This window comes from Paenibacillus oleatilyticus, from assembly GCF_018998565.1.
Classification (GTDB): Bacteria; Bacillota; Bacilli; order Paenibacillales; family NBRC-103111; genus Paenibacillus_G; species Paenibacillus_G oleatilyticus.
In genome coordinates this window covers 116479-130090 of record NZ_JAHNZO010000005.1, presented here as the reverse complement: position 1 = coordinate 130090, position 13612 = coordinate 116479, and the positions used below count along the sequence as shown (strand labels likewise).

Here is a 13612-nt window from a genome sequence, read left to right as displayed (position 1 = left end):
TAAAAGCACCCGACTTCCTCCGTCAATGCTTCCGTCGTACCGCAAGCCGACATGATTCGCCCCGGCAAACATGGTACAATAAGGGAAATCTTGTATGCTGTCACTTCATGCATAGCCGCTGCATAATGTCGGCTTACGTCTCGACTGGAGGGAATGTCATGGATTTTTTCTCAACTCCAAGGGGTCCTCTCGACGGGCCTCCGCCCTTCTTCATTTTCTTCTTTGTGCTTATCCTGGTTCTGATCGTAGGTGCCGTCTTGTACGGGATTTTCTCTTCTGTCTCCGTCTGGTCCGCCAACAATGCGGCCGATCGTCTTATCGCCCCCTGCCGGGTCGTCGCCAAACGCACGCAGGTGTCGGGCGGGTCCGGAGATTCGAGAGCGTTTACGAAATATTTCGCGACCTTCGAATTCGAGGACGGCGGACGGGTTGAGCTTCCTTTGAAAGGCCCCCAATACGGACTGCTGGTCGAAGGGGATTTCGGCGAGCTGACGTATCAGGGCACCCGCTTCATTGATTTTGTCCGCATGAGAAAGGAAGAGCATTCATGATCCGCAAAGGCTATGAAATCGTCGCCGACGCCCTTCGCGAGCAAATCGAGCAGGGCGTCTGGCCGGTCGGTTCCCGGATCGACTCGGTCGAGCAGCTCGCCGTGAAGTTCGGCGTCGGCCGCTCCACGATCCGGGAAGCACTCATGTCGCTGAAAGCGCACGGCTGGGTGGACGTCCGCCACGGCGGCGGAACGTTCGTGCTCCGCAATAGCGGCGCGCTTCAGATCGAAGCGCCCGAGATCAGCAACGTGGAGCAGCTCCGGCAATGGCTTGAGCTGCGCTTCATCCTGGAAACCGAAGGCGCAGCGCTGGCCGCGGCGCGCCGCAGCAACGACCATCTGATCGAGCTGGACAAGATCCTCGCCGAGATGGCTTCCCTGACCGACGAGGACAAACTGGAGCAATGCGATATCCGGTTTCACCTGAAGCTGGCTGGAGCGTCCGGCAACGAGCTGCTCGTACGCACGCTGGAGACGCTGTTCCTGACCATGGGTCCGGCGATGCGGGAAAGCCGCCGACTGTGGCTGTTCGCGGAGCAGAGCCAGACCGTCCGGCTCTCCGAAGAGCACCAAGCCATCGTCGACGCGGTCCGGCTGCAGGACACTGCCCTTGCCAGAGAACGCGTCGCCTCCCACTTGCGCAAGGTGGAGCGGATGCTCCGCCGTTTAACCTACGAAGCCTGATGGCATACGGCCATGTGCATACGAAAAAGCCCGCCGGCATATTCCGACAGGCTTTCCTCGTTTAATGGGCGGCTCCTCCGCCCTTTTTCAACCATTCGCAGCCGTCCGCGCAGGAGCAGAGCGCCTTCTGCACCGAGCACCACGAACGCTTCGCATAATAAATCGGCACTTCCTGTTCCTTCGCTTGCTGCTTGATGGCTTTGGTCAGATTGTGATTGACGTAATCCGTCAGCACAAGCACCGCGTCCACCTTTTCCGGAATCCCCTTCTTCACCATTTGGCATTTGCGTCCGGACATATGCATCACTTCGTCAAAACCGATATTCGCCAGATGATCGGGCATATTGCCCAGATGATCCGCTCCTACGACCAAAATCGACGGCATGTTTCGAGCCTCCTTTTCGTAAACGGCTGTCTCCTGAGAGAGCCTTCCGCGCATGTATTTTTATCGTGTATGCCTTCGATTCTCGTTATTTCGCGCCCGCGAGCAGCTTGAGCTTCCGTTCCTCGCGCTCGGCACTGCTCATCCGCGGACAGGTATAGCAATACCCGTGATCCGTATCCGTCTTGTAAGCGAGACAGCAGCTGACTTTCATCCGCAGCCGCTCTCCGGGATTCCGCGGATCGTCGACGTAGCGGAACTTCACATCGAGCGGATGCCGCGGCCGGCCGAATACGTCCGGCGGCAAGTCCGACAGCAGCGCCTGAAAGTCCTCCGTCAGCTTGGCCCGCAGCTCTTCGCTATCGGCTTTGGCTAGCGCCATATCATGCACGTAGTACATCCGTGTCGCGATCTGTCCCCACAGCTGCCCCGCGTCAAGCCCTGCCGCTTGCGCCAGCGATGCGAGCAGCGGCCGAAGCGTCTCTCCGTACAAGGCGGAGAGCGCCTGGCGTCTCCACCCGGCCCGGTCTTCCGCAGGCACCGACAGCGTCTTGGCGTCATGAAGCCGGAACCCGAACATCGGACGGCCTTCCTTCAGATACAAATTGACCGTCAGATTGCCCGGCGAAAAATCGAACGCCGCATCATACCGGCTGATCATATACTGCTGCGCCGCGCACAGCATGCCGAGCCAGCCGCTAAAGTAAGTGGCAGGCGCCTGCTCATCCAACGCGCGGATATGCTTGCCGTACTTCACCAGAAGCATGTCCGCATGCCGGCGTTCGAGCAGCTGCGACAGCTTGACCGATAGCTCCCCCTCGTCGGGAAGCCCCCGTATGAAAAAAAACTGCGCCTCCAGCTCACTGAGACCTTGCTCCGCCAGCGCTTCATTCCTTGCCTGCTCCATGCCGCTCTCCCTTCCCGTTCCGGTTATTGGCGCTCGGGCGCTCTTTCGATGCTCCCCTGAGCCTTTTCCTCTTCCAACACTTGAACCGATATCCTCTGTATGTATGAACCGTACCGGCGATCTTCCGGCTGCGGCTGTAGTCTGTCGGGAATCGAACGGTCCGCAATGCTGCCTGCCCGGCTAAGGTTTCTATGCCTGATCAGCTCATACAGCAAACCCACGGACGGCTCCTCCTCTTATTGTATGATAATGATTCTCAACAACATGTATATCACAAATGATAATGGTTATCATTCTCGTTGTCAATGGGGTGCCTCTTTTCTCCTAATGCTCGTGGCCCGGCTGCCGGACGATGCATAAAACTTGAAATTCGCTCCAAATTAATGCAAGGAGGGGCGAGCCCTACACCGGCCAAGTGACGGTGGCTGCGTTATTTTGAACCGGGTCTATAGTCCGCAGTACCTCGCAGTGGATCTGGTCCAGACCGCAAATTAAACAAATCGGCCGCCATATTTTTTGCAAATGAGAACACGGCTTTCATTGGAAAAAGCCGGGCCCTCACAGGTGCCCGGCTTGCCGTTGCTTCCACTCAGGAAGCTTAGATGAACAAGAGGCTGCAGCTGACAATCACGAGCAGAATGAACAGAACCAGGATGACGCCTGTCGATGTGAAACCGCCAAAACCACCCACAATGATCACTCCTTCGACAAAATTGAATATCCGCCATACTCCCCATGTCGGATATTCACAAGATTAATGTATGTGGAAGACAAATAACCGGTATGGACGAGTGAGGGGGGAACATGGACTCAGACGGGCCCATTCATTTGGCAGGTTGAAGCGACAGGATCAAACATTTTTCGACTGTGTGACTTTTTTCACATCTCTTTTCTCTCGGACATGCTATAGTAAAGGCGTAGGGAGGAAGCAAATCCCGACATCAATCAAAGGAAAGGAACATGCGATATGAACACCGTGCTTCGTTCCCGCTCCGGCCGACGACACTGCTATAGCAGCCGATCTTGCCTTAACAAAGGCGCTTACCTTATTGAAAGGCAAGCGAACGATTTTTCTTACTGGAATTTGTGAATTTTTTCACGATATCTTGTTGGAAGATCGAATGGATCGATCGACCATCTAATCCTGTAAGTTTAAATGGATATTATCCCTTAATGATGGTAATTTATCCCTCTTCATCTCTTTAGCGTTGTGCAATAATGAAAAAAATGAATGTGTCAAAATTTAGACACAATTTGATAACAAAGGGAGCGATTATGATGATTATGAAATGGTTAAGAGAAAACGTGTATGCTGCCGGCTTACTGCTCGTGTTACGCGTATATGTCGGATGGACATGGCTTACGGCCGGGTTCCACAAACTTACCGGCGGGTTCGACGCCACCGGCTTCCTGAAGGGCGCTATCGCCAAACCGCCAATGGACAAGGCCACAAACGAATTGATTTACCCGACCTTCAACGCGTTTATCGAAAATTTCGCTTTGCCTAACGCGAAGCTGATCAACGTCATGATCCCGCTCGGTGAGTTTCTCGTCGGTCTTGGCTTAATTCTCGGGACACTCGCGACGGCAGCCGCCTTCTTCGGATTAGTGATGAACTTCATGTTCCTGTTCGCTGGAACCGTAAGCACGAACCCTTGGATGGTCCTCCTCGGCTTCGTCCTCTTGGCCGCAGGGGCCAACACCGGCAAATTCGGTGGCGACTACTACGTACTGCCTTACCTCCGCAAAATGTTCCGTAACAAAGGCGGAGACGGCCATAATCCTAACAAAACCGCCGGCGGCACCCGTGCCCCGATGGGAGTATAAAGCAAGCCTATGACAAAGAAGACCACGGATCGATTCCGTGGTCTTACTTTTTCTTATTCACAATCAGCATCATCATAAACGAAATGACGATGATTGAGCCGGTCCACCACCAGGCGAGCGTCATGCGGCCGGATTCCACCGCCATGTAGATGGCGGTCGGAACGGTCTGCGTCTTCCCCGGGATATTGCCGGCGATCATCAGCGTCGCCCCGAATTCGCCGAGCGCCCGGGCGAAGCCCAAAATGTAAGCCGTAGCGAGGGAGCGCCAGGCCAGCGGCAGCGTAATGTAGCGGAGCACCTGCCACTCGCCCGCTCCCGCGGAGCGCGCGGCGTCCTCCAGGCTGCGGTCGACCGAAGCGAAGCCGACCTTCATCGTTTGGTACACGAGCGGGAAGGCGACCACGACCGCAGCGATGACGGCAGCCCACCACGTGAAGATGAGCGGAGCCGCGAACCATTCCTCGATCCAGCGGCCGAACCAGCTTTTCTTGCCGAGAAGCACCAGCAGGATGAAGCCGATCACGGTCGGAGGAAGCACCAGCGGCAGCATCAGCGCGGTTTCCAGCAGCGTTCTCCCCGGAAACGTGCGGCGGGACAAGCCCCATGCCGCAGCGATCCCGAGGACGAACACCAGCGCGCTGGCAACCAGCGATACTTTGACCGACAGCAGGACCGGCGACAGAAAAGCGTTCCAATCGATGCCAGGCATACCCGCTACTTCCCGGCAGGAATGGTGAAGCCGTACTTCGAGAACACGTCCGCCGCCTCTTTACTCTGCAGGTACGTGTAGAAGGCTTCGGCTTCTTTGGCATGCTTCGTCGCTTTGACGATTCCGGCCGGATATTCGACCGGCTTGTAGGTTTTCGGATCGACGTTGAAGGCGATCTTCACTTTCTTGGACGTGAGCGCATCCGTCTTGTAAACGAAGCCCGCTTCCGCGTTGCCCGATTCGACGTAGGTCAGTACCTGCCGCACGTCTTTCGCCATGACGAGCTTCGGCTGCAAAGCATCCCACTGCTTCGCGTTCGTCAGCGCTTCCTTGGCATAGCCACCTGCCGGTACGGATTCCGGCTCCCCGATGGCGACGTGCTTCACTTCCGGCTTCGCCAAATCGTCCACCGTGCCGACCTGCGCTTGGCCGCCTTCCGGTACGACGACGACGAGCTCGTTGACGAGCAGGTTTTTCTGCTGCGCCGCATCGACAAGCTGCTTGTCCACCAGCGCCTTCATATTTTTGGCGGCGGCAGACAGGAATACGTCGGCGGGAGCACCCTGTTCGATCTGCTGCTGCAGCGCGCCGGAGGCCCCGAAGTTGAAGTTCAGCTTGATGCCCGCGTTCTTGCTTTCGTAAGTGGTTTGGATCTCCTTGAGCGCGTCGGTCAAGCTCGCCGCCGCGGAGACGGTCAGCTCCACCTTTTCGGCGGGGGCGGCCTGTTTGGTCTCTTGCCCGGCTTTCGGCGCGTCCGCCGGGGTAGGCTTGGCTTCGCCACAGCCGGCAAGCCCGATGGCTAGAGATAAAGCAAGCAGCAGGAATAAACAAGAAGCAGTGATTTTACGCACAAAGTCCTCTCTCCCATCTATTTAATTATGTTTAGATATAACTAGATATAATTAACTCGAAACTCATTATAAGCGAAAAAAAGGAACCCTGTAAACAACGGTTTGAATCGCTGGCGCTTCCATCGTATGATAGGTGTGACGACTTCGTGTCCAGGCCGGGACCAGACCGGCGCTGCCTGCGAAGACGAATGCAAGACGGGAGGTTTCAGCGTCATGACCAACGACGTTTCCTATACAACTGAAGAAATCGCAAAGCTTTTGAAAATATCCAAGCTGACAGTGTACGACCTGATCAAAAAAGGCGAGCTTCCCGCCTACCGCGTCGGCAAGCAAATGCGTATCGACGCCACGGAGCTGGAGGCGTATAAAGCCAGAGCCCGCGAAGGCCGCATGCCGCCCGCAGCCGCCCCGATGCCGTCCGGCGCCTCCAGGCCGGAGGCCGTTTTTGCTCCGGGCAGCCGTCCGCTCGTCATCACGGGGCAGGACATCAGCCTCGACATGCTGGCCAAGCATCTGGAGAAGCGGGCGCCGGGCGTTCGCCCGCTGCGCTCGTATGTCGGCAGCCTGGACAGCCTGATCTCGATGTACCGCGGCGAATCGGATATCGTGAGCACGCATCTGCTGGATGGCGATACCGGGGAATACAATATACCGTATATCCGCAAGCTGCTGGTCGGCTTTTCGTATATCGTCGTGCATCTGCTTACCCGGAATGCCGGGCTTTACGTGCCGCAGGGCAATCCGAAAGGACTGCGGAGCTGGGGCGATCTTGCACAGCCCGGCCTGCGTATCGCCAACCGGGAGAAAGGCTCCGGCGCGCGCGTACTGCTGGACGAGCAGCTGCGGCTGCACGGCATCGCTCCGGGCAGCCTTGCCGGTTATGAGGCGGAGGAATCGAGCCACATGGGCGTTGCCGGCAAAGTCGCCGCGGGCGAGGCCGATGTCGGGGTCGGGATCGAGAAAGCGGCGAGCATCGTCGGAGGCGTCGATTTTATCCCGCTGATCCGGGAGCGCTACGATCTCGTGATGCTGAAGAAGCCGGACAACCGCGAATGGATCGAAGCGGTGCGGCGCATCCTGCAATCGGACGCCTTTCTCCGCGAGCTGCGCCCCATCGGCGGATACGACTTGACCGAAACGGGCAAGGTTCTACTGGAAACGTGACGGACCGGTTGACAGGAGAAGGGGCGGGGGCATTTGAAAAAATGGGTATGGATCGCGGATCGTCATCTGTGTCATTATTGTGGCTTGCCTTCCCTTATACCCGTGACTGCGTTACGATCTTTATGAGCAAGACCGATTGCCGAGCAAGTACGAAGAGATCGAATAAATCGTGATGGCCGCTTGGCACAAAATTTAACCGGACTCGGGTGATCGCATCAGCATGGATTTTTCAATCATCGAGCATTTGACAGAGGACAATATCAAGCATTGGCTGGAGCAATACCGCTCTCTGGGGCCGCTTCCCGGCATCCTGCTCACGTTCGCCAAGTCGTTCGTTCCTCCGCTGCCTACGCTGGTCATCGTCGGGGTCAACGCCGCGGTATACGGCTTATGGCTCGGCTTTCTGTATTCGTGGATCGGCATGATCGCCGGATGCCTGACGACCTTCCTCATCATTCGCAAAGCGGCCGGCCATCCGTACTTCGAACGGTGGAAGCGCAAGCCCAAAGTCGAAAAAAGCATGCGGTGGGTCCGTCACAACGGGTTCAGCTATGTGTTTCTGCTGAGCGTGTTTCCGGTCGGCCCGTTCGTGCTTGTCAATATGGCGGCCGCTGTCGCGCGCATGCGGCTGCATACGTTTCTGATCGCCGTGGCCGCCGGCAAAGCGATCATGATCTTCTCCGTTTCGTACATCGGGCACGATCTGGAGCGTTTCGTCCGCGAGCCGCTTGAACTGCTCTATGTGGTGTTGTTTATCGGGGGTTCGCTGTTCCTTAGCAAAAAAATCGAGGCGCATTTTACAAAAGCGACCGCGGCCAAAGAGGAGCAGCGAGGTCTGAACGGAGACGAGCGGGGAACCGGATGAATCCCGGCCCACCGCGCCAGAGGCAATAGTCCCTCCCCCGTGGGGGGAACGAGGGAACGAGAGAAACGGCTTCGACCGTTTAATCGCAAACCTTTTCCAGATCGGCCATGCTGGTGATGCTATTCGCATCGTTGATTCGACAGCTTAGTTCCCTTCTATCTTTATTAGACCTCATTTCGATCCACATCCTGTTAATACGAAAATTTTTCGCCAAATCAACCATTTCATATACATTTTTCAACTCGTCCCCAATAGCTGTTCCATCTTCCAATCGTTCATACCGGATATCCAGATAAAGAAGCTGCCGGTCAATCGCTTCTTGAAAAGAAATATGGTTGGGCCCAAAAATAAGTTCGTTCTCGTCCGGAAATTCTCCGCCCAGGGAATGATAGTCCGACACTTTGGTTATGCGGTATTTTTCCTTCGGAAGCAGCTCTTGCAGTTTCGGATAAACCGTCTCCTTCAGTTCATCGTTCCAAAAAGCTTGCACATAGTCGTCTCTAAACAGGTACCGCTTGTTTTTCTCCGAAACACCCACTTGAATCTTATAATCGGGCTTTGCAGCAGAACGCACTTCAACATCATAATGATCAATCGTCCCGTTATAATCAACCTTTTCAATCCTGAATTCTTCCTGATATTTGGTTTTCAAATGAATGGCCAGTTCTTCCTGCACTCTTTTTTCATCGGACGTGAATTGCTTGAAAATGGCGTCCAGCATCAAAAAAACCATCCCTCCCATCAGCAAGTAGAGAACCGCCAAAACGCAAAAGACGGCTGCCATAATAAAAAGCATGGTCTTGAGGACCGACTTGACGTACTTATTTGCAAAAAATTTATCGACAAGCGTTGGTTCCATATTTTCTTCCGCGATCTGTTTAAGCTTGTTCGCACTTGAATTCATCGCCTCAAATAAATCCCGATCCATTTGCGTCATCCCATTCTCTTCTATCTGTATCTGTTCATCCTTCGACAAAACGACGAAATCCGGAAGCCTAGGCTTCCGGATAGGCTCCCGGGCTTGTGGCCCTCGGGGAGACAGTTTTCGCTTGGGCAGCGGCCCCTGTACGGTACCGCAAGACAAGGCAGTTGCTTCCTACATGGCATGTATCCACGTGACACCCGAAGCTTGGAGGTCGGCTTCCCATTCCTTCGGCATGTTCACGTCGCTGATAATGATGTCGATTTCCTTGAGATCGGCCAGCTTGTAGAACTGCCCCTCGCCGATCTTCGAGCGGTCGGTCATCACGATCGATTGCTTGGAATGCTCGATCAGCTTGCGCGCGAGCTGCCCCCGTTCGGCATCGAAGCTGGTAATTCCGCGGTTTACCATAAGGCCGTCGATTGAGATAAACGCCTTGTCCGCATAAAACTGCTCGACCATCCGCTCGGCCATCGAGCCGGATACCCGCGCCTGCGAGGCATTAACCTTGCCTCCGATAAAATACACGTCGCCGGAGAACAGCTCCTTGTTCTTGTAGTCGATGAGCAGATATAGCGCCGGAGCGGAAAAGGCCAGCACCGTAATATTTTTCTTGTTAAGCAAAAAATGAATCATCTGCTGAGTCGTCGTGCCGTCGTCGATGAAGATCACGTCGTTGTCTTCCACCAGAGACGCGGCCGCCCGGCCGATCCGCTTCTTCTCGTCGGCGTAAAGCACTTCCCGCTTCAGGTGCGGCGGCTCTTCCCGCGCCAGGTTGATTTTGATCGCGCCGCCGTAGACCCGCTTCAGCTTGTTCTCCGCCTCCAGCTCCTCCAAATACCGGCGGACCGTCTCCGACGACACCTTCAGCTTCTCGACCAGCTCAAACGTTTTTACTTTTCCTTCCAGATTGAGCATGTTCAAGATGAAATCCTTGCGTTCTTCCCCCACCAAAGACATTCGGCGCAACCTCCAGCCCTGCGTATGATATTTGCATTATAGCACCCGGGCGCCGCGGTTTACACGATTTTCCGGTCCGCTGCTTTATAACCAGAACCGGTTCCGCCCGATCGCCTCCAATAGCCGCCCGATATCGTCCGTATGCACATCCCCGATGTTGCCGATGCGGAACGTGTCCGCGGACGAGATTTTGCCCGGATACAGAACGAAGCCTTCGAGCTTCATCCGCGCGTAAAATTCAGCAAATGAAAACTGCGGATGCACCGGGTACACAAACGAAGTAATGATCGGCGATTGGCACGAAGCCGGAAGCAGCGCTTGAAACCCAAGCTCCTCCATCCCCCGCACCAGCAGGCGCTGGTTGTTCTCGTACCGCTGCTGCCGTTTCGCGATGCCACCCTCGTCCTCCAGCTCCAGCAACGCTTCATGGAACGCGTGCACGACATGGGTCGGTGAGGTGAACCGCCACTTGCCCTGCTGCCGCTCCATCGTTTCCCATTGATCGTACAGATCGAGCGAGAGCGACCGGGCGCGTCTTTCACAGGCGGCCAGCTCCTCCGTCTTCGCGATGACGAAGCCGAAGCCGGGGACGCCTTGGATGCACTTGTTGCTGCTGCTGATCAAAAAATCGATGCCGAGCGCCGCCACGTCGATGGCGATGCCGCCGAAGCTGCTCATCGCATCGGCGATCAGCGTTTTGCCGTGCTTCTTCGCCGTCCGGGCAACATCCTCCAGCGGATTGCGCATCCCGGTCGTCGTCTCCGTATGGACGACGGCTACATGCGTAATGTCCGGCTGCGCGGCCAAGACGGCATCCAGGGCGGCTGCGTCCGCAGGTGTCGTCTCGCCGAGCGCGATCCGGACGGTCGAAATGTGCAGCCGCTCCGCCATTTGCGCGATCCGCTCGCCGTAAGCCCCGTTAATGAGGACCGCCAGCTTGCCGTCCGCAGGGATCGCCGAGCCGATCACCGATTCCACGACGAACGTGCCGCTTCCCTGCATCAGCACGGCCGTATACCGGTCCGTCTCCGTCGTCGCCAGCCGGACCAGCCTGCCGCGAATGTCCTGTACCAAGTCGTTGTATTCGCGGTCCCACGTGCACCAGTCCTTCAGCATGGCCGCCTTCACCCGCTTCGTTGTGGACAAAGGTCCCGGCGTCAGCAGCAAATATGGATTATCCGGCATCGCCGGAATGGTCATCGTTTCTGTCATGAGAATTCATCCTTTCAATACGGCCGCTGTGGAGCATGGGGATTCCCCTGCCGCCAAGCGCCGGTTAATGTCTGCAATGACCGGGTCCAATGCGCCGATGGAGTCAATGACGTAGTGCGCGCCCTCCGACCGGTAGCGCCGCCCGATCTCTTCGAGCTTCCGCTGAAGAACGGCAGGATCGCATGCGTTTACTTCCGCCTCGGTCATGCCGAGCTCGCTGCTGCCTTTGAGAATGCCGACCGTCCAAGTCTCGGCGTTCAGCCCTTCCCGAATATCGCTGATCGTATCGCCGACTTTGACGATATGCTTCATCGGATAAATACCGAGCCGAATTGCGTTCTCGTAGATCATCCACGGATACGGCCGGCCCGCAGGCATTTCGTCCGGGGTTACCAGCCCGTCCGGCGCGTAGCCCTGCTTCTTCGCCTCGGCGGCGACGATCTCCATCATCTCCGTCGTATATCCCGTGGTCGAGCCGACCTTGATCCCCTGCGACCGCAGCCGCGCCACCAGCTCGATCGCTCCCGGAATCGGGGTCGCGTATTGCTTCAAAATGCTGAACAGCATCAGCTCGAAATCCGCGTACAGCGAATCGACATCGGCTTCCTCCGGCGCACGGCCGAAGGCCGCCTTCCACTGCTCCGCCACGCTTTTCAGGCGGCAAAGCTCGCGGAGATGGTCCCGCTTCAGCATCCCCATCGGCCCGCGCGCTTCCTCGGCCGTCAACGTAATTCCCCGTTTCGCAAACACTTCCACGAATACCGCCACCGGCGCGAAGCAGCCGTAGTCGACCGCCGTTCCCGCCCAATCCAAAATGACTCCTTGTACCGTCATATTTTTATTCCTCCCGTATCATTTGTGTACTTGCCAAGCTTCCGTCCGCCGCCTCACGCCCCGCAAAATCAGCTCGTAAAGCAGCCGGATGGCGATATTCGTTCCCAGGATCAGCACCGACATAGCCGCCGCGGCCGCCGTGTCGCCCGCATCGTCCATATGGACGATAGAGACCGCCGCCAGCTTAAAGTCCGGCGAAGTCAGGAAGACGAGCGCCGACACCGTTACCATAGAGTTGACGAAGAAGTACATCGCCATCTCGATAATGGCCGGCAACGACAGCGGCACCGTCACCTTGAGGAACGTCCGGTAGAACGGCACTCGCATCGACTCCGCCACCAGCTCGAACTCCTTGTCTTGCTTCTTCAGTGTGGTCATTGCCGTGATGAAGGGCACCGAGAAAAAGTGAACGACATTTGCCAACACCAGAATGGCTACGGTGCCGTACATCGGGTGCAGCGGGTTGTCCGGCGCGTTGAAGAAGAAAATGTAGGCCAGCCCGATGACCATGCCGGGCAGCGACAGCGGCAGGATGGCCAAGAAATAGCCGAGCTGCCGGGCGCTTCGCAGCATCCGCGTTTTTTCGATCAAGTACGCCGTGACGAACGCAAATAGCGTGCCCAGAACTGCCGTCAGCAGCGAGAGAACCAAGCTGTTCCAGAACGGCTCGAACCCGGCCGCCGCCTTCGCGGAGAAATCAAAATGCTTGAGCGACAGCGTCAGGTTGTAAGGCCATACGTTCACCAAGGAAGCATAAACGATTGTCAGCAGCGGAATGAGAATTCCGATGGACATCAGGGTGCAGAACAATGTGAACAGCTTGTCCCGCAGTCGGCCGTTCGCAATGCGGTATGGCGTCGATTTGGACGTGATCAGCGCATTTTGCCTGCGCTGCACGAGCCGGTCCACCACGAACGCGACAACCGCCGGGATCGTCAGCAGAATGCCGACCGCCGCGCCCATGGACATGTTTTGCTGGCCGATCACCTGCTTGTAAATATCCGTCGCGAGCACGTTGAACTTCCCGCCGATGACCTGCGGCGCTCCGAAATCGGTGAAGCACGCGGTGAAGCAGACAAAGATGGCGCTGATCAGCCCGAACTTGACCGACGGTAGCGTCACCGTGAGCAGCCGCTTGAGCTTTCCCGCGCCGAGCGTCTCGGCCGCTTCGTACAGCCGGTAATCGGTCACGGCCAGCGACGCCGCCAGGATGAGAAACGCCTGCGGGAACAAGTAGATGACCTCCGCCATGATGATGCCGACCGGGCCGTACAGCTCGATTTCAAACCCGGGCACCAGTCCGAACAGGCCATTCGTGACAAGACCTTGGTTGCCGAACAAATACGTCAGCGCGATGCCGTGCATCATCGTAGGCGCGAACAACGGCACAAGCGCGATCGTTTTGAAGAATCCCTTGCCCCGGATCGCCGTCCGGATGACCCCGTACGCGTAGAAGAACGCCAGCGTGACGGCGATGCCCGTCGAAACGACCGAGACATAGATCGTATTCGTTAGCGACCGGGACAGCGCCGGCGTCGAGAAGTAACGCACAAAGTTAGCCAGCCCGACGAAAGCTCCTTCACGGTCCAGGAACGCCTTGGCGAACAAGACGCCCAGAGGAAACAAAACGGACGTGAGCAGCAGCAGGACGACGATGACGACAAGCGACATCTGCCAGAGCTCCGCGCCCCCCGCTTTCGGGCTGAGCGCCCGGGTTCGTGCAGTCCACATGATGAAATCTCCTT

At 56.8% G+C, this 13612-nt stretch carries 16 protein-coding genes; 5 read left to right on the top strand and 11 right to left on the bottom strand.

Annotation, left to right across the window (positions count from 1 at the left end):
* Positions 1-158: 158 nt before the first annotated feature.
* Positions 159-551 (top strand): DUF2500 domain-containing protein, encoded by a 393-nt coding sequence (locus tag KQX66_RS08405; protein ID WP_216791978.1) that lies wholly within the window; start codon positions 159-161, stop codon positions 549-551.
* Positions 548-1234, top strand: coding sequence for a FadR/GntR family transcriptional regulator (locus KQX66_RS08400; protein ID WP_216791975.1), 687 nt, complete (start codon positions 548-550; stop codon positions 1232-1234). Before KQX66_RS08405 ends, KQX66_RS08400 begins: the two co-directional genes overlap by 4 nt.
* A 61-nt stretch (positions 1235-1295) precedes the next feature.
* Here KQX66_RS08400 and KQX66_RS08395 read toward each other — a convergent pair whose 3' ends face one another.
* From KQX66_RS08395 to KQX66_RS08380, 4 genes are all read right to left on the bottom strand, one after another.
* The gene (locus KQX66_RS08395) at positions 1296-1619 is read right to left on the bottom strand and encodes a DUF2325 domain-containing protein (protein ID WP_036686265.1); all 324 of its coding nucleotides are present in this window, start codon (positions 1617-1619) and stop codon (positions 1296-1298) included.
* A gap of 85 nt (positions 1620-1704) precedes the next feature.
* A complete protein-coding gene (locus KQX66_RS08390) occupies positions 1705-2523 on the bottom strand; it encodes a ferric iron reductase (RefSeq protein ID WP_216791973.1) in 819 nt (272 codons plus the stop codon).
* A 23-nt stretch (positions 2524-2546) separates the two neighbouring features.
* Positions 2547-2744: a hypothetical protein gene (locus KQX66_RS08385; protein ID WP_216791970.1), complete on the bottom strand. Its 198-nt coding sequence runs from the start codon at positions 2742-2744 to the stop codon at positions 2547-2549.
* Positions 2745-3121: 377 nt separating this feature from the next.
* A complete protein-coding gene (locus KQX66_RS08380) occupies positions 3122-3214 on the bottom strand; it encodes a YjcZ family sporulation protein (protein WP_438804182.1) in 93 nt (30 codons plus the stop codon).
* A gap of 587 nt (positions 3215-3801) precedes the next feature.
* On the opposite strand from KQX66_RS08380, the gene KQX66_RS08375 reads away from it, so the two are divergent.
* Entirely contained in the window at positions 3802-4350 is a 549-nt protein-coding gene (locus KQX66_RS08375; protein ID WP_216791965.1) for a DoxX family membrane protein, read from the top strand.
* A 43-nt stretch (positions 4351-4393) separates the two neighbouring features.
* On the opposite strand, the gene modB is transcribed toward KQX66_RS08375, so the two are convergent.
* Positions 4394-5059, bottom strand: coding sequence for a molybdate ABC transporter permease subunit (modB, locus tag KQX66_RS08370; protein WP_216791963.1), 666 nt, complete (start codon positions 5057-5059; stop codon positions 4394-4396).
* 5 nt (positions 5060-5064) lie between these two features.
* On the bottom strand, positions 5065-5910 hold the full coding sequence (gene modA / locus KQX66_RS08365) for a molybdate ABC transporter substrate-binding protein (protein ID WP_216791961.1): 846 nt from the start codon (positions 5908-5910) through the stop codon (positions 5065-5067).
* A gap of 213 nt (positions 5911-6123) precedes the next feature.
* On the opposite strand from modA, the gene KQX66_RS08360 reads away from it, so the two are divergent.
* Both KQX66_RS08360 and KQX66_RS08355 read left to right on the top strand, forming a co-directional pair.
* Positions 6124-7074 carry a substrate-binding domain-containing protein gene (locus KQX66_RS08360; protein ID WP_216791959.1) on the top strand — a complete coding sequence of 317 codons (951 nt, stop codon included), beginning with the start codon at positions 6124-6126 and terminating at the stop codon, positions 7072-7074.
* A gap of 220 nt (positions 7075-7294) precedes the next feature.
* Positions 7295-7939 carry a TVP38/TMEM64 family protein gene (locus KQX66_RS08355; protein WP_216791957.1) on the top strand — a complete coding sequence of 215 codons (645 nt, stop codon included), beginning with the start codon at positions 7295-7297 and terminating at the stop codon, positions 7937-7939.
* Between the two features lie 79 nt (positions 7940-8018).
* Here KQX66_RS08355 and KQX66_RS08350 read toward each other — a convergent pair whose 3' ends face one another.
* From KQX66_RS08350 to KQX66_RS08330, 5 genes are all read right to left on the bottom strand, one after another.
* Positions 8019-8876: a hypothetical protein gene (locus tag KQX66_RS08350; protein ID WP_216791955.1), complete on the bottom strand. Its 858-nt coding sequence runs from the start codon at positions 8874-8876 to the stop codon at positions 8019-8021.
* 159 nt (positions 8877-9035) lie between these two features.
* Positions 9036-9821 (bottom strand): DeoR/GlpR family DNA-binding transcription regulator, encoded by a 786-nt coding sequence (locus tag KQX66_RS08345; RefSeq protein WP_216791954.1) that lies wholly within the window; start codon positions 9819-9821, stop codon positions 9036-9038.
* 84 nt (positions 9822-9905) lie between these two features.
* Positions 9906-11006 carry a 2-aminoethylphosphonate--pyruvate transaminase gene (gene phnW, locus KQX66_RS08340; protein ID WP_216792154.1) on the bottom strand — a complete coding sequence of 367 codons (1101 nt, stop codon included), beginning with the start codon at positions 11004-11006 and terminating at the stop codon, positions 9906-9908.
* A 33-nt stretch (positions 11007-11039) separates the two neighbouring features.
* Positions 11040-11867 carry a phosphonoacetaldehyde hydrolase gene (gene phnX / locus KQX66_RS08335; RefSeq protein ID WP_216791953.1) on the bottom strand — a complete coding sequence of 276 codons (828 nt, stop codon included), beginning with the start codon at positions 11865-11867 and terminating at the stop codon, positions 11040-11042.
* 18 nt (positions 11868-11885) lie between these two features.
* Positions 11886-13598 (bottom strand): putative 2-aminoethylphosphonate ABC transporter permease subunit, encoded by a 1713-nt coding sequence (locus KQX66_RS08330; RefSeq protein WP_216791952.1) that lies wholly within the window; start codon positions 13596-13598, stop codon positions 11886-11888.
* Positions 13599-13612: the final 14 nt, after the last annotated feature.